The sequence below is a fragment of the Mycolicibacterium sp. XJ2546 genome (assembly GCF_053483195.1).
Genome location: NZ_JBEFRW010000001.1, coordinates 461,769 through 486,005, shown reverse-complemented (window position 1 = coordinate 486,005; position 24,237 = coordinate 461,769). Strand labels below are relative to the sequence as shown.

General features: G+C 67.6%; 22 protein-coding genes and 1 tRNA gene. 9 read left to right on the top strand and 14 right to left on the bottom strand.

What is annotated here, in order from left to right; genetic code table 11:
* Positions 1 to 7 precede the first annotated feature (7 nt).
* Positions 8 to 1,384, bottom strand: a complete 1,377-nt coding sequence (zwf, locus tag ABQE44_RS02400; RefSeq protein ID WP_448428074.1) for a glucose-6-phosphate dehydrogenase — start codon at positions 1,382 to 1,384, stop codon at positions 8 to 10.
* Positions 1,385 to 1,388: 4 nt separating this feature from the next.
* A complete protein-coding gene (gene gnd, locus ABQE44_RS02395; protein WP_448428296.1) occupies positions 1,389 to 2,399 on the bottom strand; it encodes a phosphogluconate dehydrogenase (NAD(+)-dependent, decarboxylating) in 1,011 nt (336 codons plus the stop codon).
* A 522-nt stretch (positions 2,400 to 2,921) separates the two neighbouring features.
* Here gnd and ABQE44_RS02390 point away from each other — a divergent pair.
* Complete coding sequence (locus ABQE44_RS02390; protein WP_448393217.1) at positions 2,922 to 3,347, top strand: DUF4383 domain-containing protein; 426 nt, start codon at positions 2,922 to 2,924, stop codon at positions 3,345 to 3,347.
* Positions 3,348 to 3,357: 10 nt separating this feature from the next.
* On the opposite strand, the gene ABQE44_RS02385 is transcribed toward ABQE44_RS02390, so the two are convergent.
* The 9 genes from ABQE44_RS02385 to ABQE44_RS02345 form a co-directional block, all read right to left on the bottom strand.
* Positions 3,358 to 4,296 carry a Ppx/GppA phosphatase family protein gene (locus tag ABQE44_RS02385; protein WP_448428072.1) on the bottom strand — a complete coding sequence of 313 codons (939 nt, stop codon included), beginning with the start codon at positions 4,294 to 4,296 and terminating at the stop codon, positions 3,358 to 3,360.
* Positions 4,293 to 4,784, bottom strand: a complete 492-nt coding sequence (locus ABQE44_RS02380; RefSeq protein WP_448428070.1) for a DUF501 domain-containing protein — start codon at positions 4,782 to 4,784, stop codon at positions 4,293 to 4,295. The genes ABQE44_RS02385 and ABQE44_RS02380 overlap by 4 nt, the downstream gene beginning before the upstream one ends.
* Entirely contained in the window at positions 4,777 to 5,478 is a 702-nt protein-coding gene (locus tag ABQE44_RS02375; protein ID WP_448393214.1) for an FtsB family cell division protein, read from the bottom strand. The genes ABQE44_RS02380 and ABQE44_RS02375 overlap by 8 nt, the downstream gene beginning before the upstream one ends.
* 3 nt (positions 5,479 to 5,481) lie before the next feature.
* The gene (gene eno, locus ABQE44_RS02370; protein WP_448393213.1) at positions 5,482 to 6,771 is read right to left on the bottom strand and encodes a phosphopyruvate hydratase; all 1,290 of its coding nucleotides are present in this window, start codon (positions 6,769 to 6,771) and stop codon (positions 5,482 to 5,484) included.
* Positions 6,772 to 6,846: 75 nt separating this feature from the next.
* Positions 6,847 to 7,578, bottom strand: a complete 732-nt coding sequence (locus tag ABQE44_RS02365) for a lytic transglycosylase domain-containing protein (protein WP_448393212.1) — start codon at positions 7,576 to 7,578, stop codon at positions 6,847 to 6,849.
* Positions 7,579 to 7,656: 78 nt separating this feature from the next.
* The gene (locus tag ABQE44_RS02360) at positions 7,657 to 8,772 is read right to left on the bottom strand and encodes a nucleoside triphosphate pyrophosphohydrolase (protein WP_448428068.1); all 1,116 of its coding nucleotides are present in this window, start codon (positions 8,770 to 8,772) and stop codon (positions 7,657 to 7,659) included.
* Positions 8,773 to 8,912: 140 nt separating this feature from the next.
* Positions 8,913 to 9,422, bottom strand: coding sequence for a hypothetical protein (locus ABQE44_RS02355; protein ID WP_448393210.1), 510 nt, complete (start codon positions 9,420 to 9,422; stop codon positions 8,913 to 8,915).
* 202 nt (positions 9,423 to 9,624) lie between these two features.
* A complete protein-coding gene (gene mfd, locus ABQE44_RS02350; RefSeq protein ID WP_448428066.1) occupies positions 9,625 to 13,296 on the bottom strand; it encodes a transcription-repair coupling factor in 3,672 nt (1,223 codons plus the stop codon).
* Between the two features lie 175 nt (positions 13,297 to 13,471).
* The gene (locus ABQE44_RS02345; protein WP_448393561.1) at positions 13,472 to 14,077 is read right to left on the bottom strand and encodes a TetR/AcrR family transcriptional regulator; all 606 of its coding nucleotides are present in this window, start codon (positions 14,075 to 14,077) and stop codon (positions 13,472 to 13,474) included.
* An 86-nt stretch (positions 14,078 to 14,163) separates the two neighbouring features.
* On the opposite strand from ABQE44_RS02345, the gene ABQE44_RS02340 reads away from it, so the two are divergent.
* The 8 genes from ABQE44_RS02340 to pth all read left to right on the top strand — a co-directional run bounded on the left by ABQE44_RS02340 (position 14,164) and on the right by pth (position 20,255).
* A tRNA-Gln gene (locus ABQE44_RS02340) sits at positions 14,164 to 14,235 on the top strand.
* A 115-nt stretch (positions 14,236 to 14,350) separates the two neighbouring features.
* Positions 14,351 to 15,814, top strand: a complete 1,464-nt coding sequence (gene glmU, locus ABQE44_RS02335) for a bifunctional UDP-N-acetylglucosamine diphosphorylase/glucosamine-1-phosphate N-acetyltransferase GlmU (RefSeq protein ID WP_448393208.1) — start codon at positions 14,351 to 14,353, stop codon at positions 15,812 to 15,814.
* Between the two features lie 95 nt (positions 15,815 to 15,909).
* The gene (locus tag ABQE44_RS02330; protein ID WP_448393207.1) at positions 15,910 to 16,890 is read left to right on the top strand and encodes a ribose-phosphate diphosphokinase; all 981 of its coding nucleotides are present in this window, start codon (positions 15,910 to 15,912) and stop codon (positions 16,888 to 16,890) included.
* Positions 16,891 to 17,235 carry an arsenate reductase (glutaredoxin) gene (gene arsC / locus ABQE44_RS02325; protein ID WP_448393206.1) on the top strand — a complete coding sequence of 115 codons (345 nt, stop codon included), beginning with the start codon at positions 16,891 to 16,893 and terminating at the stop codon, positions 17,233 to 17,235. It begins immediately after the preceding gene.
* Positions 17,236 to 17,240: 5 nt separating this feature from the next.
* Positions 17,241 to 17,915 carry an LpqN/LpqT family lipoprotein gene (locus ABQE44_RS02320; protein ID WP_448393560.1) on the top strand — a complete coding sequence of 225 codons (675 nt, stop codon included), beginning with the start codon at positions 17,241 to 17,243 and terminating at the stop codon, positions 17,913 to 17,915.
* A gap of 38 nt (positions 17,916 to 17,953) precedes the next feature.
* A complete protein-coding gene (locus tag ABQE44_RS02315) occupies positions 17,954 to 18,847 on the top strand; it encodes an oxidoreductase (RefSeq protein ID WP_448428064.1) in 894 nt (297 codons plus the stop codon).
* Positions 18,848 to 18,983: 136 nt separating this feature from the next.
* Complete coding sequence (locus tag ABQE44_RS02310; protein ID WP_448393204.1) at positions 18,984 to 19,649, top strand: 50S ribosomal protein L25/general stress protein Ctc; 666 nt, start codon at positions 18,984 to 18,986, stop codon at positions 19,647 to 19,649.
* Positions 19,650 to 19,655: 6 nt separating this feature from the next.
* Positions 19,656 to 20,255 carry an aminoacyl-tRNA hydrolase gene (pth, locus tag ABQE44_RS02305; RefSeq protein ID WP_448428062.1) on the top strand — a complete coding sequence of 200 codons (600 nt, stop codon included), beginning with the start codon at positions 19,656 to 19,658 and terminating at the stop codon, positions 20,253 to 20,255.
* Between the two features lie 125 nt (positions 20,256 to 20,380).
* Here the strand turns inward: pth and ABQE44_RS02300 are convergent, their stop codons facing one another.
* From ABQE44_RS02300 to ABQE44_RS02290, 3 genes are all read right to left on the bottom strand, one after another.
* A complete protein-coding gene (locus ABQE44_RS02300) occupies positions 20,381 to 21,229 on the bottom strand; it encodes an ABC transporter permease (RefSeq protein WP_448393202.1) in 849 nt (282 codons plus the stop codon).
* The gene (locus tag ABQE44_RS02295; RefSeq protein WP_448393201.1) at positions 21,226 to 22,182 is read right to left on the bottom strand and encodes an efflux ABC transporter ATPase subunit, DrrA-related; all 957 of its coding nucleotides are present in this window, start codon (positions 22,180 to 22,182) and stop codon (positions 21,226 to 21,228) included. Before ABQE44_RS02295 ends, ABQE44_RS02300 begins: the two co-directional genes overlap by 4 nt.
* A 230-nt stretch (positions 22,183 to 22,412) precedes the next feature.
* Positions 22,413 to 24,047 carry a fatty acyl-AMP ligase gene (locus ABQE44_RS02290; RefSeq protein ID WP_448407941.1) on the bottom strand — a complete coding sequence of 545 codons (1,635 nt, stop codon included), beginning with the start codon at positions 24,045 to 24,047 and terminating at the stop codon, positions 22,413 to 22,415.
* Positions 24,048 to 24,237: the final 190 nt, after the last annotated feature.

Here is a 24,237-nt window from a genome sequence, read left to right as displayed (position 1 = left end):
CGAAGTACTACAGCCAGGGGTCGCGCCAACCCGGATAGCCGGCAACGAGTTTGGCCGCTCCGGGCGGACCCCACGATCCCCGCGGGTACGGCTCCACGGGTGGTGGCGCGTCGAGCAGCGGTTGCACGATGCGCCAGGTCTCCTCGACCCCGTCTTCGCGGGCGAACTGGCTGGAGTTGCCGCGCATGGCGTCGCTGAGTAGCCGCTCGTAGGGCTCGGGCGCCTCACCGAGTTCCTCGGCGAAGACCAGGGAGAGGTCCACCGTGCGGGTGCGGTTGGCGCCGGGCTCCTTGGCCTGCACGATCAGGTCGGCGCCGGGTTTGGGATCGATGCGCAACACGAGTTCGTTGGGGTCGTGGGTTGTCGCGGTGATCGGCAACTTGGGCGGCCGGTTGAAGATGACGCGAATCTCGGTGGCGCGCACCGGTAAACCCTTGCCGGCCCGGATGAAGAACGGGACCCCTGACCAGCGCCAGTTGTCGATCTCGAGGCGCAGCGCCGCGAACGTCTCGGTCTGCGAGTCCGGTTTGACCCCCTCGATCGACGGGTAGCCGTCGTACTGTCCGCGCACATAGTGGGCCGGGTCGATCGACGGGATCGCGCGGAACACCTCCACGCGCTTGTCACGGATCCCGTCGGCGCCTGCGACGCTCGGCGGTTCAGCGGCGAACAATCCGATCAACTGCAGCAGGTGGTTCTGCACGACGTCGCGCAGCGCGCCCACGGGATCGTAGAAGCTGCCCCGGTCGTCGACGCCGAAGTTCTCGGCCATGGTCAGCTGCACACAGTGGATCCGGTCGCGGTTCCACAGCGGTTCGAAGATCGAGTTGGCGAACCGCAGGAACATGATGTCCATCGCCGGTTCCTTGCCCAGGAAGTGGTCGATGCGAAAGATCTGCCACTCCTCGAGAACACTGCGCAGCATCGCGTTGAGTTCCCGCGCCGACGCCAGGTCGTGGCCGAACGGCTTTTCCACCAGGACCCTGGCCCCGGTGGTGAGGCTGGCCCGCGCCAGACCCTCGACGACGCGGCCGAACAACGACGGCGGGATCTCGAGATAGAACACGGGTGTGTGCTTGCCCTCGATGGCCTGGGCCACGCGGTCATAGGTCTTCGGGTCGGCGAAATCGCCCGACACCATCGAAAGCCGTTGCGCGAACCGCTCGAACACCTTGTCGTCGACCGGCTCGCCGCTCGCATCGATGGCCTTGCGGGCGTGGTCACGCAGGGTCGACGCCGACCAGTCGTCGAGGGCGACACCGACGATCGGACAGTCCAGCAGACCATTTCGTTCCAGCCGGTACAACGACCGAAACGTCATCTTCCTGGCGAGGTCGCCGGTGATCCCGAAGATCACCAGCACATCGGCGGATGCGGTCTTCATGTTCTTACTTCTTCTCGGCGTGGCCGCCGAACTCACTGCGCATCGCCGACATCACCTTGTCGGTGAACCCACCGAGCTGGCGGGATTCGAAGCGTTCGAACAGCGATGTGGTGATCACCGAAGCGGGCACACCTTCGTCGACCGCAGCCAGCACCGTCCAGCGGCCCTCCCCGGAGTCCGACACCCGGCCGGTGAAATCGTCGAGTCCGGGTGAGCGGGCCAGCGCGTCTGCGGTCAGATCCACCAACCACGAGCCGACCACCGAGCCGCGCCGCCAGACTTCGGCCACCTCGCCGACGTCGATCGTGTACTGGTAGGCCCACGGGTCGCGCAGCGGTGTGGTTTCTGCGTCGACCGTCCGGTCGACGGTGCCGGCGTCGGCGTGCTTGATAATGCTGAGCCCCTCGGCGATGGCGGCCATCATCCCGTACTCCACACCGTTGTGCACCATCTTCACGAAATGCCCTGCCCCGCTTGGTCCGCAGTGCAGATAGCCGTCGGGGGCGGTGCCGTCGGTACGGGTGCGGCTGGGGGTGGGTTCGGCGGTGCCCTGCCCGGGCGCGATGGTCTTGAAGATCGGGTCGAGGCGGGTGACCACGTCGGTCTCACCGCCGATCATCAGGCAGTAGCCGCGCTCCAGGCCCCACACCCCACCGCTGGTGCCGCAGTCGACGTAGTGAATGTCGTTTTCCTGCAGGGCTTTCGCCCGGGTGATGTCGTCGCGATAGTAGGAGTTTCCGCCGTCGATCACCGTGTCGTCGGCGTCGAGCAGCGCAACCAGTTGATCCAGCGTCGAATCCACCACCGCCGCGGGCAGCATCAGCCATACCGCGCGCGGCTTTTCGAGCTTGGCGACTAAGTCGCTCAACGACTCTGCACCCGTTGCGCCCTCACCGGCCAGGGCGGTGACGGCGTCGGCGTTGCGGTCATAGACCACGCAGCGGTGCCCGTCACGCATCAACCGTCGCACCAGGTTGGCCCCCATCCGGCCCAGGCCCACCATTCCCAATTGCATCGGCGTATCGGTTGCCATATCACTCCTTTGTCATCAGATCGGCTGCACCGAACCCGCCAAGATCCTCGCCCCCGACTCAATAGGAAACCCAGCTAACGACTATAGGCACCCGCGATGTCATCCGGAGCAAATCGACTGGATGCGTTGAATCCTTTGCAGGGCAGCTGAATACGTGTTGAACGCCTGCTGAAGCGGATATCGTCCGCCGGGGTGACTCGGCGCATGAGCCCGCAAAGCATCGACACCGTTGCGATATCGGCATATGTTGATATGCGTCCGCACGTTCGCCCTACTTCGCGCGAACGATTCGACAGAGGAGTTGATCTGCGATGCGTGCACCAGCTAATGACCGTTCCGGTTGTTCATGCCATTGTCACAAGTGCGACCAGGGCCACCACTGCGGCAACGCACCGAACTGCTACATCAAAAAGTAGCCGCCCGGACCGATTAACCGCCGACCTAGGGGGTATCTCCTAGATCTGCCGGCCCGTCAATATGCAGCGGGTCGGGCGGGAGGCGGAGATGACGGCGAATAATCCGAAATACATGGCCGTGCAAGCCGCGGCTATCTTCGTCGGCGCGGGTCTGCTCATCCTTGGCGTGTGCGGCTTCATCCCGGCCGTCACCACCGGCTACAACCGGCTGACGTGGGCGGGCGGGCACACCGGCGCCGAGGTGTTCGGGCTGTTCGCCGTCACGGCACTGCACAACATGGTGCATCTGGTCACCGGCGCGGCAGGCTTCATGATGGCCCACAGCTACGCCGCCGCACGGGCATACCTACTCGGCGGCGCGCTGGTGTATCTGGTTTTGTGGGCCTACGGGTTCTTCTTCGAGGGAGCGGCCAACTGGCTGCACTTCGGGCTCGCCATGATCATGGCGCTGCTCGGGCTGACGCTGGCAGGCCAACGCGACCCGACCAAGCGGCGCAGAAGGGTACGGGCCTGACCGATCCGGCTCAGGCGATCGACAGCGCGATGCCGTCGAGGATGTCGTGCTCGCTGACCACCAGCTCGTCGATGCCGGCCCGCTGGCCCAGCGCGGCGGCGAGTTCCTCGATGATGATCGCCCCGCCGCCGATGACGTCGACGCGGCCCTCGTGCATTGGTCCCAGCGCTGCGCGCTGAGCACGGGTCATCGCGATCACCTCATCGCACGCCCCCAACAGATCACCGAACCCGACCCGCGACAGGTGGATGGCCGCCGAGTCGTAGGTCGTCATCCGCTGCGCCAACGCCGACATCGTCGTCATCGTGCCTGCGACGCCCACCCAGGTGCGGGCCCCGGCAACGGGCACTATGTCGAGCGCCTCGCGCAAGCCGTCGTGCACCACCTCGCGCGCCGTCGCGACCTCCTCGGCGGTCGGCGGGTCGGAGTGCAGACAGCGTTCGGTCACCCGAACGCAGCCGATGTCAGCCGAGTAACTGGCCGTCACGTCGTCGTCGCCCAGCACCACCTCGGTCGACCCGCCGCCCAGGTCGACGACGACGAAAGGCGCTGCGGCCGCGTCCAGGTCGGCCACCGCACCGCGGAACGACAGTTCCGCCTCCTCGGTGCCGGTGATCACCTCGGCGACCGTGCCCGCCACCACGGCGCCCAGCACACCGGCCGTCATCGCGAAGAACACGTCACGGTTGGCTGCGTCACGGGTCGCCGACGTGGCCACCATCCGGATTCTGGCGACTTCGTGATCGGCCAGCAGCCGGGCATAGTCGCTGAGCGCCGCCCGGGTGCGCTCCAGGGCCTCGGGCGCAAGCCTTCCCGTGGCGTCCACCCCCTGGCCGAGGCGGACGATGCGCATCTCGCGGTGCACATCGCGCAGCCGCGGCCCGTCGACGTCGGCGATCAGCAGCCGGATGGAGTTCGTTCCGCAGTCGATGGCGCCGACCCTGGTCATGTCCACTTCCCTTGCTCGAGGATGCCCACCATGGCGGGTTCGTCGGCCAACAGCGCCAGCGCCTCGTCACCCAACGGGTTGGTGCCCGGCCCCTTGGCCAGCGAATGCGCGATCAGCACATGCAGGCATTTGACGCGATCGGGCATACCGCCGCCGGAAAACGTTGTGCCCAAAGGCTCGATCGCATCACGCTCGGCGAGGTAGGACTCGTGGGCGCGGCGGTAGGCGGCCGCCAGCTCGAGATCCTCGCGCAGTCGCTCGGTCATCTCCTTCATCAGGCCGTCGGACTCCAAGCGGCTGGCCGCCGCGGTCAGCACCGGGTGGGTCAGGTAGTACAACGTCGGAAACGGTGTGCCATCAGGCAGTCTCGGCGCGGTCTTGACGACGCCGGGTTCTCCGTTGGGGCATCGGTACGCGATCTCCAGGACACCGCGGGGTTCCCGCCCCAACTGCCGCGCGACGGCGTCGAGGTCGGACTGCTCAACCACCGGCAGCGGGCGGCGCGGGGGTCGGCGGCGGCGCCCCAGGCGCCCCGGGCGGTGCTCCGGGCGCTCCTGGCAGCGGCAGCGGTGCGGGCGAGATCCCGTGCGGCTCATCAGCGATCGTGTTCCACAGCGCCGTGTACCAAGGCTGGTCGAGCTTCGCGGTTTCGGGCTCCTGCCCCGGGGCGCCGGGCACCGCGAAGTTCTCCGGCAGCTGTACCTGATACGGCGTCTCACCCGACATCACGAACCCCAACCGCTCACGCGCCTGGGCGGCGATGAACACCGGATCGGCGAGCTTGACCTTCTGCTCCTCGAGCTCGGCGATCTGCGCGCGCAGCTGCTCCTCGGTGGCCTTGAGTTGTCTCATCTCGGTGCGCTGACCGAAGTAGGTGCGCACCGGGCCCGCGATCGTCAGCGTCAGCACGCACACCACCGCGGCGAGGATCGCCGCGCGCCGCGCCGCGGAGCCGAACCGCTGCTCGGACTGCTGCTCGGCCGCCTCCACGATCGACTTGCGGATGGACTCCGTGGTGTCCTTGGTTGCGTCGGAGGCCTGACGCGGTTCTTTCGGATCGGCGGCGCGGCTGTCGCGGCGAGCCGTGGTGCGAGGACGACCCTTGCCACCGCCCTTACCCGGCTTACCGGGCCGGGAGGTGGGTGACCTTCTCTTCGGATCGGGTCGTTTCGCTTCGGGCACGGGCTATTTCGTCTCCAGCGTAAACCGGGGGAACGCCAGGTCGCCGGCGTAGCGGGCGGCGTCACCGAGGGTCTCCTCGATGCGAAGCAACTGGTTGTACTTGGCGACGCGCTCGCTGCGTGCCGGGGCGCCGGTCTTGATCTGACCGCTGCCGACCGCGACGGCGAGGTCGGCGATCGTGGTGTCCTCGGTTTCGCCGCTGCGGTGGCTCATCATCGTGCGGTAGCCGCTGGCGTGCGCCAACGCCACCGCGTCGAGGGTTTCCGTCAGCGTGCCGATCTGGTTGACCTTCACCAGGAGCGCGTTGGCTGCCCCCTTGTGGATGCCGTCTTCCAGCCGTTCGGGGTTGGTGACGAACAGGTCGTCGCCCACGAGTTGGATGCGGTCGCCGATCGCGTTGGTCAGCGCCACCCAACCGTCCCAGTCATCCTCGGAAAGCGGATCCTCGATCGACACCAGCGGGTAGGAGTCAATCAGACCTGAGTAGAAATAGACCATGTTCTCGGCGCTGCGGGTCTCGTTCTCGAACGCGTAACCCTGCTCGGCACTGAAGAATTCGGTGGCGGCGACGTCGAGCGCCAGCGCCACGTCGGAGCCCGGCGTGAAGCCCGCCGTCTCGATGGCGTTCACGATCAAGTCCAGCGCGGCCTTGGTGCCCGCGACGTCGGGGGCGAAACCGCCCTCGTCGCCGAGGCCGGTCGCCATGCCCTGTTCCTTGAGCACGGCCTTGAGCGCGTGGTACACCTCGGTGCCCCAGCGCAGCGCCTCCTTGAACGACGGGGCGCCGATCGGCGCGATCATGAACTCCTGCACGTCGACACCGGTGTCGGCGTGCGCGCCGCCGTTGAGAATATTCATCATCGGCACCGGAAGGATGTGCGCGTTTGGGCCGCCGATGTACCGAAAAAGGGGCAACGCCGACGATTCGGCCGCCGCCTTCGACACCGCCAGCGACACCCCGAGGATCGCGTTGGCGCCGAGCCGGGACTTGTCGGGGGTGCCGTCCAGGTCGAGCAGAGCCTGGTCGATGAGTCGCTGGTCGTCGGCGCTCATACCGATGACCGCGGGGGCGATCTCGTCGAGCACCGCCTCGACCGCCTTGTGCACGCCCTTGCCGCCGTAGCGGGCGCCGCCGTCGCGCAGCTCGACAGCCTCGTGCTCACCTGTTGATGCGCCCGACGGCACCGCCGCGCGGGCGAAGGTGCCGTCCATCAGCGCCACCTCGACCTCGACCGTCGGGTTGCCCCGGGAGTCGAGGATCTCGCGGGCTCCGACCTGCTCGATGATGGGCACTCGCTTCTCCTTGATCGTGATGTGAACGATGGCGTTAGGGGTCGAGCCTAGAGCCTGCGGACCTGCCCGGCGTGCTCAGAGGGGGTGTCCGTTCGCATATGCCCTCGCCCAGTCGCGCACGGTTCGGGCGTACTGGTCGGAATGGTTGTAGGCGCGCAACGCGTTCATCCAGCCCCGGGCGGTGGCCAGGTCCTTGCCTCGCCAGCACAGGTAGCCGGCGGCCGACAGCGCGGCGTCGTCGATGTTGTCGGCGCTGATCTCCCCGTCGTTGTTGGCGTCGACGCCGTAGAGCCGCCAGGTTTCGGGGATGAACTGCATCGGTCCCATCGCACGGGCGTAGTCCATGTCGCCGTCGTGGCTGACCGCGTCGTTGTCGAGGATCTCGAGGTTGCCGCCGGTGCCGTCCAGCAGGACGCCGCGGATGGGTGGGTGCACGTCACCGTTGTCCCCGATGGCCGCGCCTCGATAGGTGCCGTGGTGGCTTTCCACCTGACCGATGCCCGCCAGCGTCGTCCACTTCAAGTTGCAGTCCGGGTTCTCCACCTCGGCGACCCGGGCGGCGTAGGCGTAGGCCTCCAGCGCGGCGACGGGTATCTCCAGCGCCGGCGCGCGTTCGGCCGCCCAGTCGCGCAACTGGTCGGCGGGTCGGCCGTCGGCGTAGGTATCGATCTGCGGCACGGGGTCACCCGGGGGTGGGGGCACGCCATCAGGGATGGGCGTACCGAGCTGCCAGGAACAGCTCGAAGCCAAGAGCAGCGCTGCCGCGCCTACGACGGCGACAGCCCGCAGCCAACGCACCGGCGACACCAAACTCCTCAACCAACTTCGGTTGCTGCCCATGTTCCCACGTGTTTGCCGCGTCGCGCCCGAACGCCCCTCGCGTTTTCAGCGCGGCTCGAACTCCGATGCGACGACCTCATCGGTTGCCCCATCCTCCGGCGACGGTTCGGGTACGTCTTCGGGGCCGGTCTCGGGCACGTCGGCGGGCGTGGGCTCGGGCACCTCGGCGGGCGTCGGCTCCGGGATGCGGTCCGGGGCCGGTTCGGTGTCAGCCGACGGCCAGTGTGCGCGCCACTCCTCCTCGGTGATCTCCCCGAGCGGGGCGACGTCGAGTTCCTCGGGAACGTCGTCGCCGCGGCGCGCGGCGGCTACCGCGTGCTCGACCTTGCGCACGGTGTCCATGAACTCCAGGACCTGGGCCCGCAACGCGTTCTCGGCGTCGCAACCCGCCGTCACGGTCACCGATGTGATGGCGTCGGGGATCAGCTCGGCGGGCAGGTTGGCCGCCGTGACGCGCTCAATGACCTTCTGCGCCAACGCCAATGCGGGCTGACCGGTCGGAACGTCGTCCATGGCCGAGAAGGCCCGCCTGGCCCTCTTCTCCAAGGCCTTGCGTTGCTCCCACTGGGCCAACTGGTCGTCGAGTGAAATCGATTCGCCCGCAAGCACTGCCGGCACCCGGTTGCCGAGTTTGCGCACCAGTGAGTCGGCGACGTCGTCAATCGTGAACGAGTTGTATGGCGCGTCCTCGGCGATGCGGGCGTGAAAAAGCACCTGCAGTAACACATCTCCGAGCTCTTCGCGTAGTTCGTCGGCGTTGCCGCTACGCACCGCGTCGAACAGCTCGTAGGTCTCTTCCAGCAGGTAACGCCGCAGCGAGTCATGGGTCTGTTCGCTTTCCCACGGTCCCGACGTGCGCAGCTTGTCCATCATCTCGACGGCGTCGATAAGCCGCTCCCCCGGTGCGGGCTCGGAGGCGGCGATCAGCTTCTCACCGGCGGCCAGGCGCGCCTTGACGGCGGGATGGTCCTGATCTGACGACAGCAGCACCGGTGCGGCCTCCTCGTCGGAACCGTCGGAGAACCACGGCCGCGCCGACGGCAGCGACCACGGCACCTTCACCGGCATCTCTTCGGTGTACTGGACGTCGCCGCTGAGCAGGTCGATCGCGTCGACAGGCACGAGGGCGGGGCGGCGGGGGTCGACCAACACGACGGTCATGGGCTGGACCCCCTCACGCAATTTCGATGAGACCGCTGGTTTCGGTTATACCAACACTTCGTCGGAGCGCGGCGGCCCTGGTGACAGGCGATGGCCGCCCTGCCTGGTGGCAAGGCGGCCATCGTGTCATAGCTGGTAACTCAGGACTCCGGAATGGTCCAGTGTCCCGGCGCCTCGTCGAAGAACGGGTTGACGAGCCCGTTCACGGTGGGCATCTTCTTCAGCTGCCCGGGCGGGATGCCGTAGAACGGGTTGGGCACCCCGTTGATGAACGGTGAATTCTTCAGCTGGCCGGGCGCGATGTCCGCGGGTGGCAGCCGGAAGTAGTCACCGAGCTCAGGGAGCCAGACGTCCGGAACGTTCACGTCCGGAACGTTCACGTCCGGAACGTTCACGTCCGGAACATTCACGTCCGGAACATTCACGGCCGGCACATTGACGTCCGGGACGTTGACGGCCGGCACATTCACATCTGGAACATTCACGGCCGGCAGGTTGACGTCGGGCACGTTGACGTCCGGAACCGGAATCGGCGGCGGCGGCGGCACGAACGGATCGGCTTGCGCCGCACCTGCACCCAGGCCAAGCGCGCCGCCGAGACCCAGTGCACCGGCCATCGTCGTGGTTACCGCGAATTTCTTGAAGTTCATGTTCACTCCTTCGCCTCTCGTCACAGCGACGTCAGTCGCGTGATGTTCGGTTTAGGAATTGCACGATCTGGCCGCCTCCGATCTAGACGACAGCGCAACACCTTGACCCCCCACTAGGTGTGTCGGATCGCCCGCCGCGCCGCGTTATCAGCGGTGCCGCGATTCTCGCCGTGGGTCAAATCACAACCGGGCTGAGCAGGGGTTAAACCGAGAGTTCGAGCTTCGTCACATCGACGCTGCCCTGGGGCTTGCCGTCGAGCGCCAACAGCAGGTCGGCGACCAACTGGACCAATTCAAGATCACGGATCCGTGGCGCGCCCACCCCGTCACCGGCGCGCGGAATCGGCACCTGCACCGTCGACGTCGTCGCACGGTAGCGCGCGCTGGGATACATCCGCTTGAGCCGAAGCTGCTGGGAGTCCAACAGCTGCAACGGGGCCAGCTTCAGCGTCGTCTCCGACATCGCGCTGACCTCCGTCACGCCGTAGTGCCGCATCAGCAGGCGCAACCGCGCGATCGCCGCCAACCGCCGCGCCGGCGCCGGTAGCGGTCCGTAACGGTCGACGAGTTCTTCGACGACGGCGGCGACTGCATCATCGCTGACGGCGGCCGCGAGCCGGCGGTAGCCCTCCAGCCGCAGCCGGTCGCTGCCGATGTAGTCCTGCGGCAGGTGCGCGTCGACCGGCAGATCGATGCGCACGTCCTTCGGTTCCTCCGGTGCTGCAACGGTTTTCCCGTCTGCAGCCGCCCGATACGCCTCGACCGCCTCGCCCACCAGCCGCACGTATAGGTCGAACCCGACGCCCGCGACGTGACCCGACTGCTCGACGCCCAGCACATTGCCCGCGCCGCGGATTTCGAGGTCCTTCATCGCCACGGCCATGCCCGCACCCAGTTCGTTGTTCTGCGCGATGGTGGCCAGCCGGTCATAGGCGGTCTCGGTGAGCGGCACCTCCGGCGGATACAGGAAATACGCGTAGCCGCGCTCGCGGCTGCGGCCCACCCGGCCCCGCAGCTGATGTAACTGCGAAAGCCCGAACGTGTCGGCGCGCTCGACGATCAACGTGTTGGCGTTGGAGATGTCCAGGCCGGTCTCGACGATCGTCGTGCACACCAAGATGTCGTAGTCGCGGTTCCAGAACCCCTCGACCGTGCGCTCGAGAAGTTCCTCGGGCATCTGGCCGTGGGCGACGACGACGCGCGCCTCGGGCACCAGGGCCTGCACCCGGGCCGCGGCCTGGTCGATGGTGCGCACCCGGTTGTGGATGTAGAACGCCTGCCCGTCGCGCAGCAGTTCACGGCGCAGCGCCGCGGCGATCTGCTTGTCGTCGTGCGGACCGACGTAGGTCAGCACCGGGTAGCGCTCCTCGGGCGGGGTGAGGATCGTCGACATCTCCCGGATCCCGGCCAAGCTCATCTCCAGCGTGCGCGGAATCGGGGTGGCGCTCATGGTCAGCACGTCGACGTGGGTGCGCATCGACTTGATGTGCTCCTTGTGCTCGACGCCGAACCGCTGCTCCTCGTCGACCACGATCAGGCCAAGGTTCTTCCACGTCACACCGGTCTGCAGCAGCCGGTGGGTGCCGATCACGATGTCGATGCTGCCGTCCTTCATGCCGTCGAGCACGGCTTTGGACTCGACGTTCGATGTGAACCGTGACAGCCCTTTGACGGTGACCGGGAACCCGGCCATCCGGTCGGTGAACGTCTGCAGATGCTGGTCGGCCAGCAGCGTCGTCGGCACCAGCACGGCCACCTGCTTGCCGTCCTGCACCGCCTTGAAGGCCGCGCGCACCGCGATCTCGGTCTTGCCATAGCCGACGTCACCGCAGATCACCCGGTCCATCGGGATCGGCCGTTCCATATCTGCCTTGACTTCGGTGATCGCGGTCAACTGGTCGACGGTCTCGGTGAACCCGAACGCGTCCTCCATCTCGGCCTGCCACGGGCTGTCGGGGCCGAACGCGTGCCCTGGGGACGCCTGCCGCTTCGCGTAGAGCGCCACCAGTTCCTGGGCGATTTCGGCGACGGCGCGGCGGGCCTTGGTCTTGGTGTTGGTCCAGTCGCTGCCGCCCAGCCGGCTCAGCGACGGCGCCTCACCGCCGACGTAGCGCGACAGCTGATCCAGCGAGTCCATCGGCACGTAGAGCCGGTCGGCTTTCTGACCCTTCTTGCTCGACGCGTACTCCAGCACCAGGTACTCGCGGCGGGCGCCGCCGACGACGCGCTCGGTCATCTCCAGGAACCGGCCGATGCCGTGCTGGTCGTGCACCACCAGGTCACCCGCCGTCAACGCCAGCGGGTCGACGACGTTGCGGCGTTTGGCGGCCAGCCGCCTGCCTTCGCTCGCCGCGACCCGGGTGCCGGTCAGATCGGCCTCGGTGATCACAACCAGGTTCGCGCCCGCCACCACCACCCCGTCGTGCAGCGGCCCCTTCAGCACGCCGACCACACCCTCCTTGGGTGTGGCGCCGGCTTCCAAAAGCGTTGCCGCCGTGTCGGCTTCGCCCAGCTGCTCGATGACGCGGTGCGCGGTTCCCGTGCCGGGTGTCACGACCGCCGCATAGCCGCCGGTCGCCACGTGGGCGCGCAGCATCGCGAAGATCTCGCTGATGGTGGCCTGTGAGCCGCGCGCCGACGGGGCGGGCCGGATGTCGACTTCGAGTGCGGCCTCATCGGAGAGCTGGCTCAGCGTCCACCACGGGTGGCCGCCCTCTTGCGCGTCTGCGCGGGCGTCGTCGATGTCGACGAAACCCGATGCGCCCATCGACTCCAGGTCGATCGGTGCTGTGCTTTCTGGCGCACCAAACGCCGCAGCCGACCACGACGCCTCCAGGAACTCGCGGCCGGTCTTGATCAGGTCGGCGGCGCGGGTGCGGACCTTTTCCGGGTCGCAGATCAGCAGCGGGGTGTTCGGCGGCAAATACGCGGGCAGCGTGACGAGGTCGGTCTTGCGCAGCAGCGGCAGCAGCGCCTCCATACCGTCGACCGGGATTCCGTCGGCGAGTTTGGCCAGCATGTCCGGGACGCTGCCGGTCAGATGGTTGTCCTGGACGGGATGTTCGGCGGCCAGCGCGGCGGCGCGGTCGCGGACGTCGTCGGTGAGCAGCAGTTCGCGGCAGGGCACCGCGATCACGGTGTCGATGTCGATCTCGGGGATCGACCGCTGGTCGGCGACCGCGAACATCCGCATCTCGGAGACCTCGTCACCCCAAAACTCGACGCGCACCGGGTGTTCGGCGGTGGGCGGGAAGATGTCGAGGATGCCGCCGCGGACGGCGAACTCGCCGCGCTTGCCGACCATGTCGACGCGTTCGTAGGCCAGGTCCACCAGGCGGGCGACGACTTGGTCGAATGTCGCCGCCGGGGCGGCTCCGGCCTCGAACCGCGGCTCTTGCCCGACGGTCAGCGTCACCGGCTCGACATCCGCGAGGTCGGGCGCCATCGGCTGCAACAGCGAGCGGGTGGTGGTGACCACCACCTGCACCGGCGGGCCCAGGCGCGCGTCGTCGGGGTACTTGAGCCGTCGCAGCAGCATCAGCCTGGCGCCGACCGTGTCGACGCCCGGGGACAGCCGCTCGTGAGGCAGGGTCTCCCAGGACGGGAACATGGCCACCTGGTCGCCGTAGACGCCGCGCAGTTCGGCGGTCAGGTCGTCGGCTTCGCGGCCGGTGGCTGTGACCACGACAAGCGGGCCGGCCTGCGCGAGCGCGCACGTGACGAACAGCCGCGCGCTGGACGGGCCGACGAGGTGGAGATCGGCGGGTTCGTCGGCAGCGCGCCGCGCGACTTCCTTCAGCGAGGGGTCGCGTAGCGCCAGCTCGACAAGCCCCGCGATCGGGGTTTGGACATGGGTGTTCCCCGATACGGTCATGATGCATCCATCGTAAGCGCGCGCGATTTCGGCGTGATTTCCACCGTTGAGCGGCTGTTGGGAATGCCGAAACCAACGAAACGGCGGGAGAGTACGGCCGAAAACGACCAAGACGTCGGTCTCGGCGAAAGGCGCGGGGGGCGAAAGGCGCGGGGGGCGAAAGGCGCGGACCGACCTACTCGTCGAGCAACTGCGGATCGTCCTCGAGATGCATCAACCCGTTCCAGCACAGGTTGACCAGATGCGCGGCCACGACCTCCTTCTTGGGCTCACGCACATCGAGCCACCACTGCGCGGTCATCGACACCGAGCCGACCAACGCCTGCGCGTACAGCGGCGCCATCTCCGGGTCCAAGCCGCGGCGGGAGAAGTCGCCGGCCAGGATCGACGACACCTGGTTGACGGCCTCGTTGAGCAGCGTCGAGTAGGTACTGCCGGAGGTGATGGCCGCCGGGGAGTCGCGGATCAGGATGCGGAACCCGTCGGTGCGCTCGTCGACGTAGGTCAACAGCGCCAGCGCGACGCGCTCGATGCGCAGCCGGGAGCGGTTGTTGGTCATCCGCGTCAACGACGACGTGATCCCGTCCAGCAACGCCGACATCTCGCGGTCGACCACCACCGCGTAGAGCCCCTCTTTACCACCGAAATGCTCGTAGACCACGGGTTTGGAGACGCTGGCGCGTTGGGCGATCTCCTCGATCGAGGTACCCTCGTAACCACGTTCGGCGAACAGGGAACGCGCGACGTCGATGAGTTGATGGCGCCGCTCGGCACCCGTCATCCGGGCGCGCGGCGCACGCACCTCTTTGTCGAATGCGGCCACGGATTCCAGGCTAGTTGGTTCGACTAGCATCACGTGGTGATCGATCCGTCGTGGTGTAATCGGCAGCACCTCTGATTTTGGTTCAGATAGTTCAGGTTCGAGTCCTGGCGACGGAGCAGCGAGCGAGGCTTGCCGAGTGAGCAAACAGCCTGAGGTCGCCACTGTGCGCTTTCATACGGTGTCATCGGCGTGTCGGGATGAAACTGCACATTCGACAGGGCAGGAGACCGGATGACGGCAACTACCGAAGCTGCGGTGGTCGTACTTGCGGCCGGCGCCGGAACCCGGATGCGCTCCGACACCCCCAAGGTGCTGCACACGCTGGCCGGCCGCAGCATGCTGGCCCACGCGCTGCACGCGGTCGCGAAGGTGGCGCCGCAGCACCTGGTCGTCGTGCTGGGCCACGACCGCGAGCGGGTGACGCCGGCCGTCGACGAGTTGGCCGAACGGCTCGGGCGCGGCATCGACATCGCGGTGCAGGAGCAGCAGCTGGGCACCGGCCACGCGGTGGCCTGCGGGCTGGCCGCGCTACCTGAGGACTTCGCCGGCACCGTCGTGGTGACCTCAGGTGATGTTCCGCTGCTGGACGCCGACACGCTGGCCGAGCTGATCGCGACCCATAGTGCCGAACCCGCCGCGGTAACCGTGCTGACCACCACGCTGCCCGACCCGACCGGCTACGGCCGGATCCTGCGCACCCCGAAAGGGGAGGGTGGAGATCTACTGAGCATCGTCGAGCAGGCCGACGCCAGCCCGTCGCAGCAGGCCATCGACGAGGTCAACGCCGGGGTATACGCGTTCGACGTGACCGCGCTGCGCTCGGCGCTGAGCCGGTTGGGTTCCGACAACGCCCAGCAGGAGCAGTACCTGACCGATGTGATCTCGATCGTGCGTTCCGACGGGCAGGTGGTGCGGGGCCAGCACATCGACGACGCCACCCTGGTCGCCGGCGTCAACGACCGCGTGCAGCTGGCCGAACTCGGCGCCGAGCTGAACCGGCGCATCGTGGCTGCGCACCAGCGCGCCGGGGTGACGGTCGTCGATCCGGCCACCACCTGGGTCGACGTCGACGTCACGATCGGCCGCGACACCATCGTCTACCCCGGCACCCAGCTGCTCGGGGCCACCCGCATCGGCGGGCACTGCCACATCGGCCCGGACAGCACGCTGACCGACGTCACGGTGGGCGACCACGCCACCGTGGTGCGCACCCACGGCGGGCAGGCCGTGATCGGCGACGGCGCCGCGGTCGGCCCGTTCGCCTACCTGCGGCCGGGCACCGTGCTGGGTGCCGACGGCAAACTCGGCGCGTTCGTCGAAACCAAGAACTCGACCATCGGCGCGGGCACCAAGGTGCCGCACCTGACCTACGTCGGCGACGCCGACATCGGCGAGCACAGCAACATCGGCGCCTCGAGCGTGTTCGTCAACTACGACGGCGAGAACAAGAACCGCACGACCATCGGCTCACACGTGCGGACCGGCTCGGACACCATGTTCATCGCGCCGGTCACCGTCGGCGACGGCGCCTACACCGGGGCGGGCACCGTGGTGCGCGAGGACGTACCGCCGGGGGCGCTGGCGGTGTCGGCGGGTCCACAACGCAACATCGAGGGCTGGGTGTCGCGCAAGCGGCCGGGCAGCGCCGCGGCGCAGGCCGCCGCAAACGCCGAATCAGACGACGCCGACCAGTAGCTGTTCGTTTTCTGGTAACCCGGCAACGGGAACCCGTCAACGCTACGTACGATTGGGCCGTATCGATCCCGATTTCGAGGGCGGCGACAGACACTGTGGGCACCGAGTGGACCGACAACCGCAAAAATTTGATGCTCTTCGCGGGTCGCGCGCACCCCGAACTGGCCGATCAGGTGGCCAAAGAGCTCGACGTTCCCGTCACCGCGCAGACTGCCCGTGACTTCGCCAACGGCGAGATCTTCGTCCGCTTCGACGAATCGGTGCGCGGATGCGACGCGTTTGTGCTGCAGTCACACGCCGATCCGCTGAACAAGTGGCTGATGGAACAGCTGATCATGATCGACGCTTTGAAGCGGGGCAGCGCCAAGCGGATCACCGCGATCCTGCCGTTCTATCCGTACGCGCGCCAGGACAAGAAGCACCGCGGCCGCGAGCCGATCTCGGCGCGGCTGGTCGCCGATCTGCTCAAGACCGCCGGTGCGGACCGGATCGTGACAGTCGACCTGCACACCGACCAGATTCAGGGCTTCTTCGATGGGCCCGTGGACCACATGCGGGCGCAGAACCTGCTCACCGGCTACATCGCCGAGCACTATCCGTGCGAGAACCTCGTGGTCGTGTCGCCGGACTCCGGTCGCGTGCGGGTGGCCGAGAAGTGGGCCGACGCGCTGGGCGGCACGCCGCTGGCGTTCATCCACAAGACACGGGACCCGAAGGTGCCCAACCAAGTGGTGTCCAACCGGGTGGTCGGCGAGGTCGCCGGCCGCACCTGCGTGCTGACCGACGACATGATCGACACCGGCGGCACCATCGCCGGCGCCGTGAAGCTGTTGCGCGACGAGGGCGCCGGTGACGTGATCATCGCCGCGACGCACGGGGTGCTCTCTGAGCCCGCGTCGCAGCGGCTGGCCGACTGCGGCGCACGTGAAGTGATCGTCACCAACACCCTGCCGATCGGTGAGGACAAGCAGTTCCCGCAGCTGACGGTGCTCTCGATCGCACCGCTGCTGGCCAGCACCATCCGCGCGGTGTTCGAAAACGGTTCCGTCACAGGACTCTTCAACGGATCGGCGTGAATGACAGACAGCACCATCTACCACAACCCGCGCTGTTCGACTTCCCGCAAAACCCTGGAGTTGTTGCGCGAGAACGGGATCGAGCCGACGGTAATCCAGTACCTCAAGACGCCGCCGTCGCGCGCGGAACTCGAGAAGATGATCGCCGACGCCGGTATCGACGTGCGCACCGCGGTGCGCAAGAAGGAAGCGGTGTACACCGAACTGGGGCTCGCAGACGCCAGCGACGACGAACTGCTGGACGCGATGGTCGAACATCCGATCCTCATCGAGCGCCCGTTCGTCGTAACGCCGAAGGGCACCAGGCTCGGCCGGCCGATCGATGCGGTGCGCGAGATTCTGTGACGGCTCTGCGCTACGTGGCGGGGGCCGCGCTGGTGGTCGCCGTGTTCGCATCGGGTTGCGGCACGGAACCGCCTGACTACCAGTCGGTCTGGTCGACGTCACCGACCACCACGACGCCAGAGAACACCGAGCCGCCGGTGCCCATCGCGATGTATCTCGAGGAGCAGGGTGTGGTCGGCGATCCCGTGGCGCCCGAGAAGCTGACCGACCTGACGGTGACGTTCCCGACGCCGCCGGGCTGGGCGCCCTACGTCAACACGAACCTGACGCCGCTCACCCGGGTGATCGCCAAGGGCGAGACGTATCCGACCGCGATGCTCATGGTGTTTCGGCTCACCGGCGAGTTCGACGTCGAAAAGGCGATCACCGAACACGGCTACGCCGACGCCGAGCTGTCGCAGAACTTCAAGCGTCTCAACGCCTCCACCGACGACTTCAAGGGTTTCCCGTCGGCGATGATCGAGGGCAGCTACGACCTCAACGGTCAGCGCATGCACACCTACAACCGCATCGTCATCGCGACCGGCGCGCCCCCGGCGAACCAGCGTTACCTCATCCAGTTCACCGTCACCGGTTATGCGGCGAAGGCCGCCGAGCAGGCACCGGACATTGAGGCGATCATCGGCGGCTTCAACGTCGAGGCCCCGAAAGCCCCGAAAGCCCCCGAGCCGCCCCGCTAAACCGACACGGCCCGCTCGCGACCACTAGGGTCGAAGACATGAGTTGGACCGCTGCCGATCTGCCTTCCTTCGCCGGACGCACTGTCATCGTCACCGGCGCCAACAGCGGGCTCGGGTTGGTCACTGCGCGGGAACTGGCCCGGGTGGGAGCCAAGACGATCCTGGCCGTGCGCAACACCGCCAAGGGTGACGAGGCCGCCGCGTCCATGACCGGGACGGGGTTCGGGCCGGTCGAGGTGCGCAAGCTCGACCTACAGGACCTGGCGTCGGTGCGCGAGTTCGCCGACGGCTTTTCCGGGCCGGGGGACGGCGTCGACGTGCTGGTCAACAACGCCGGCATCATGGCGGTGCCCTACGCGCTGACCGTCGACGGGTTCGAGAGCCAGATCGGCACCAACCACCTCGGCCACTTCGCGTTGACCAACCTGCTGCTGCCCAAGATCCGCGAACGTGTCGTCACGGTGTCGTCGATCATGCATTTCATCGGCCGGATCAGCCTCAAGGACCTGAACTGGAAGGCGCGTCCGTACCTGGCCTGGCCGGCCTACGGCCAGTCCAAGCTGGCCAACCTGCTGTTCACCATGGAGTTGCAGCGGCGCCTGGACGCGGCGGGTTCAGCGGTCAAGTCGCTGGCCGCGCACCCCGGCTACTCGGCGACGAACCTGCAGGGCCGCACGGGTAACCCGATCGGCACGCCGGTGTGGCTGGCGGCCAACCGGCTGTTCGCGACCGAGCCGGATTTCGGGGCGCGGCAGACGCTGTACGCGGTGTCCGAGGACCTGCCCGGCGACACGTTCGTGGGACCGCGGTTCGGCAGCCGGGGCCCGTCCGGGCCGACGTCGTACCGCAGCCCGCTGGCCCGCAGCGCGAAGACGGCGGGCGCGCTCTGGGAGCTGTCCGAGCAGCTCACAGACACCAAATTCAGCCTCTGATTTGGGGGCTCGCCGCTGACTGCGCTACCCTCGACGGCGCGTCACGGCGAGGGTGGTTTCGGCCACCGTGATCGACGGGAGCCTTTCGAGGTTGCGACCCTGCCGTGCTCAGGACACGAAACAGGAGCAACATCTCATGGCCAAGAAGACCGTCAACAATCTCAAGGCGCTGGTCCGGCAAGAGACCGGCAAAGGCGCGTCGCGGCGTGCGCGCCGCAACGGCAACGTGCCCGCCGTGCTCTACGGCCACGGCACCGATCCTCAGCACCTCGAGCTCAACGCCCACGACTTCTCCGCCGTGCTGCGCTACTCGGGCACCAACGCGGTGCTCACCCTCGACATCGAGGGCAAGGAGCAGCTCGCGCTGACCAGGGCGCTCGAAATCCACCCGATCCGCCGCACGATCCAGCACGCCGACCTGCTCGTCGTGCGCCGCGGCGAGAAGGTGACCGTCGAGATCAACGTCGTCATCGAGGGCGAAGCGGTCCCGGGCACGCTGGTCACCCAGGAGTACAACACCATCACGGTCGAAGCGGACGTGCAGTCGATCCCCGAGCAGCTCACGGTCTCCATCGAGGGCGCCGATGTCGGCACGCAGTTCTTGGCGGGTTCGATTGAGCTGCCGTCCGGGGTGACGTTGGTCTCCGACCCGGAGCTGCTCGTCGTCAACGTGGTTGCCGCGCCGACGGCCGAGGAGCTCGAAGCCGAGAGTGGCGGCGCACCGCTGGAGGAGCAGGCCGAGGAGGCCGCCGAGGCCGCGGCCGAGGCAGAAGCCGAGGCGCCTGCCGAAGAGGCCGAGTAGGCCGGCATGGCCGAACCGCAGGCGGGCGGAGCGCACCCCCGGCTGGTGGTCGGCCTCGGAAACCCGGGCCCGCGGTACGCCATGACCCGACACAACCTCGGGTTTCTGGTGGCCGACATCCTGTCCGACCGCATCGGCGGCGGGTTCAAGGCGCACAAGAAGTCCGGCGCCGAGGTGGTCACCGGCCAACTCGCCGGCCGCCCGGTGGTGTTGGCCAAGCCGCGCTGCTACATGAACGAGTCCGGGCGGCAGGTGGGCCCGCTGGCCAAGTTCTACTCGGTGCCACCCGCCGACATCGTGGTGATCCACGACGAGCTCGACATCGAGTTCGGCCGGATTCGGCTGAAGTCCGGCGGCGGCGTGGCAGGCCACAATGGGCTGCGTTCGGTCGCGCAATCCTTGGGTAGCAAGGACTTCCACCGTGTCCGGATCGGTATCGGCCGTCCACCCGGCCGGATGGACGGCGCCGCGTACGTGCTCAGCAACTTCACATCCGCCGAGTGGCGCGAGGTGCCGACGATCTGCGAGCAGGCCGCCGACGCTGCCGAACTGCTTGTGTCACAAGGGCTTGAGCCGGCGCAGAACATCGTGCACGCCTGGGGCTAATTCTTGCCGCGAGCGTGCGTGTTCCCTGCGCTGCGCGGTGGGCTCAGCGGGCGACACGCCGCGAAACTGGACGAGTTTGCGCACGCCCGTGAGCCGGCCGGCCTGGACGCCGCGGCGATCGGCGACTAGCTTCCGGTGCGCCGCGCATAGGCCCACAGCGCGAACGGCGCGAAGATCGCGGTCAGCACCATCGACCACACGATGGTCGCGAGCACCGGATGATGCAGTGGCAGTTGGGCACTGGCTGGGGCGGGTCCACCGTTGCCCCAGAGTTCGCGCATGGCCTGCGCCAGCGACGACACCGGATTCCATTCGGCCATCACCCGCAGCCAATGCGGCATCGGTTCGGTGGGCACAAAGGTGTTGGCCAGGAACGTGATCGGAAACAGCACCGTGAACATCACCCCGTTGACCGCCTCCACCGACCGCAGCAGCGACCCGATCAGGATGCCGAACCAGATCATCCCGAAGCCGAACACCAGCACCAGCGTGAACGCCAGCGCCGCCTCGGCGACACTCCCCCTGATCCGCCATCCGATGGCCAACCCGGTCAGCGCCATCACCACCACGCCCAGCGATGAGTGGATCAGGCTGGCGATGCTGCGCCCGATCAGCACCGAGGACCGCAAGATGGGCAGCGACCGGAAGCGATCGATGATGCCCTTCTCGACATCGGCGGTGATGCCCGAGGCCACCACGAACGCCGAGAACACGATGGTCTGCGCCTGGATTCCGGGCAGCAGGAACTCCCGGTAGTTGGTCCCTCCCGGGTTGATGATCGACGCGCCGAACACGAACGCGAACAGCAGCACGAACATGATCGGCTGCACGGTGACGTCGCTGAGCATCTCCGGCATACGCTTGGTGTGGATCATGTTCCGTTTCACCATGATCCACGACTGCTGGGCGATGTTCGTGGGCCGGATCGGCACCGGTTGCTGCTGGATACGCACCGCTGCGTCGACGGCTGTCATGCGCTAGCCTCCGCTTCGGTGCGATGACCGGTGAGCGTGAGGAACACGTCGTCGAGGCTGGGCCGCGACAGCCCGATGTCGTCGACGGCGATGTCGCTGCCTCGCAGCCAGTCCGCTACTCGGACCATGTCGTCAAGGCCGTCGGCCTGCGCAGTGAGCCGGCGCGCTCCGGTGTCGACGAACACCTCCGCGCCGGTCTGGGTGAGCAGCGCCTGCGCTCGGGGTAGATCGTCGGTGTTCGACAGCGTGACAACCAGGCTGGCGTTGCCTGCCTGTTGTTTGAGTTGCAGCGGTGAGCCTTCGGCGATGATGCGGCCCTTGTCGATCACCACGATGTTGTCGGCGAGTTGGTCGGCCTCTTCGAGGTACTGCGTGGTCAGTACCAAGGTGGTGCCCTGCCGCACCAGGTCGCGCAGCGCCTCCCACAGCTCGCTGCGGCTGCGCGGGTCCAGGCCGGTGGTCGGCTCGTCGAGGAACAGCACGGGCGGCGACGCCAGCAGGCTCACCGCCAGGTCGAGTCTACGTCGCATACCGCCCGAGTACGAGCGCACTACACGGTCGGCGGCATCGGCGAGCGAAAACCGTTCCAGCAGTTGATTTCCTAGCTGCTTGAGGGGTTTGCGGCGAATGCCGTACAACCCGCCGATCATCCGGATGTTCTCGCGGCCGGTCAGCAACTCGTCGACGGTCGCGACCTGACCGGTGAGACCCATGTTGCGGCGCACCTGGTGCGGTTCGCGGCGAACGTCGTAGCCGGCCACCCGCGCGGTGCCGCAGGTGGGTTCGGTCAACGTCGTCATCATCCGCACCGTGGTGGTCTTTCCGGCGCCGTTGGGCCCGAGCAGGCCGAGCACGGTACCGGGCGGGACGGTGAAGCTGACGCCGTCTACCGCGGTGTCGTTTCCGAAACGCTTCACCAGATCAATGGCCTCGACGGCCGGTGAAAGGGGCACACTCCGACGTTATAGACCCGCAAGGACCGGCGCACCCCGCCGCGCAAGGGGTTAGCCGGCGTACGCGCGGACCGGCCCGATTAGGGTCTGCCATCTTGTCGTCGCGTTGGGGGAAGCGCCCATGGCTGGTCTGGCTGCGGCGAATCGCGCTGCGGATATCGAACTCGAACTCCGTCGCGCGCACAAGGATTGCCCAGCGGCGGCGTGGGTGTGCGCGTCGCCTGACCGGATTAGGTGACCAGCGACACCGAGGTGGAGCGGCGCAGCTTGCCCGACGGCGTCTTGGGAATCGTGCCCGGGCCGAGCACCACGACGTTGCGGGGCCGCACGTCGACCTCGGCCACCACCTCGTGGGCGACCTGGTGTTCGATGCGGCGCACCTCGACCGGGTCCTGCCAGGCGTTGGATTCGACTGCAACGGCGAATGTTTCGCGGGAGTGCCCGGCGTCCAGGCGCACCGCGACGGCGCAGCCGGGACGCACACCGTCGACGCGGCTGGCGGCACGTTCGATGTCGGTCGGGTAGATATTGCGCCCCGCCATGATGATGACGTCTTTGACGCGGCCGCACACCACGATGTTGCCTTCATCGGTGATGTAGCCGAGATCGCCGGTGTCATACCAGCCGTGCTCGTCCTGCGCCGGGATGAAGCCGCCCATCGTGATGTAGCCGGGCGTCACGCACTCACCGCGCAGCTCGATCACCCCGACCCCGCGCGGGGGCATCACGTTGCCGTGCTCGTCGATGACGCGGGCCTCCAAGTCCTGCAGCAACGGGCCCAGTGAGGCCAGCCGGCGGGTGTTGCCCTTGGTGGCAGGCACGGCGCGCCGCAGCGCCGCCAGCAGGTCCGCGTCGACCTCGTCGGTGACCAGGCCCGCACCACACGGTGAGAACGACACCGCCAGCGTCGTCTCGGCCATGCCGTATGCCGGCAGGATGGCGTCCGGTTTGAGGCCGAACGGCTTACCCGCGTCCAACAGGTCCTCGACGTCGGCGGGCTCGACCGGTTCGGCGCCCGAGAGCGCGAACCGCAGCGTCGACAGGTCGAACTCCCCGGGCTTGGCCTGGCGGCGCAGCCGCTTGGCGAACAGCGCGTAGGCGAAGTTCGGCGCCGCGGTCATGGTGCCCTTGTACTTGTCGATGAGCTTGGCCCACAGCAGGGTGTCGCGCAGGAAGTCCATCGGCGTGACCTTGACCAACTCGGCGCCGAAGTACATCGGGATGGTGAGGAAGCCGACCATGCCCATGTCGTGGAAGCACGGCAGCCAGCTGACCATGACGTCCTTCTCGACGTCGTATTCGGCGCCGACGAACATCGCCTCGGCGTTGGAGTAGATGTTGCGGTGGGTGATCTGCACGGCTTTCGGTGAGCCGGTGGAACCAGACGTCAGCTGCATCAGCGCCAGATCGTCCTCGCCGACGTCGACCGGGTCGATGGGCTCGGCGGCCAACAGGTCGCTGACGGTCAGCACCGTGATGCCCTTTTCCTCGAGCACCGGGATCGCGACCAGGAACGGCTCCGAGACGATCACGGCCTTGGCCTCGATCATGCCGATCACCGTCATCGTGTCGTCGGCCCAAATCGCCAGGTCCGTGCGCGGGGTGGGCTGGTGCAGCATGGTGAGGCTGGCGCCGCGCATCCACAGCCCCTGCGCGGTCGGGGCGATCTCGACCGGGAAGCCGGCCAGCACGCCGACGGCGTCACCGAGTCCGATGCCGGCGTTGGCCAGCCCGCCGGCGATGCGGCGGGCCCGCTCGTGAACCTCACCCCAGGTGTGCCGAACGGGTTCGTACGGTTCACCGGTGACCATGCCGGTCGTGACCGTGCGCGCGTTGCGGTACATCTTCTCGGTGAATCGGCTCACGACAACCTCCTCGGTTCCGAGGCGAGGGCCCCGGTGTAATGGTCCGCCTGATCAGGGGCACCTTCGCGATTACGCGCGCACAAAACGGGAGCGGTTATGTCTCGAATCGGTGATGCACCGGACCAGTGGATGCGTCTGACGAGCCGCCCACCGACGGTGTCGGGGGGCGAAATGCTCGCGTCCGATGCTT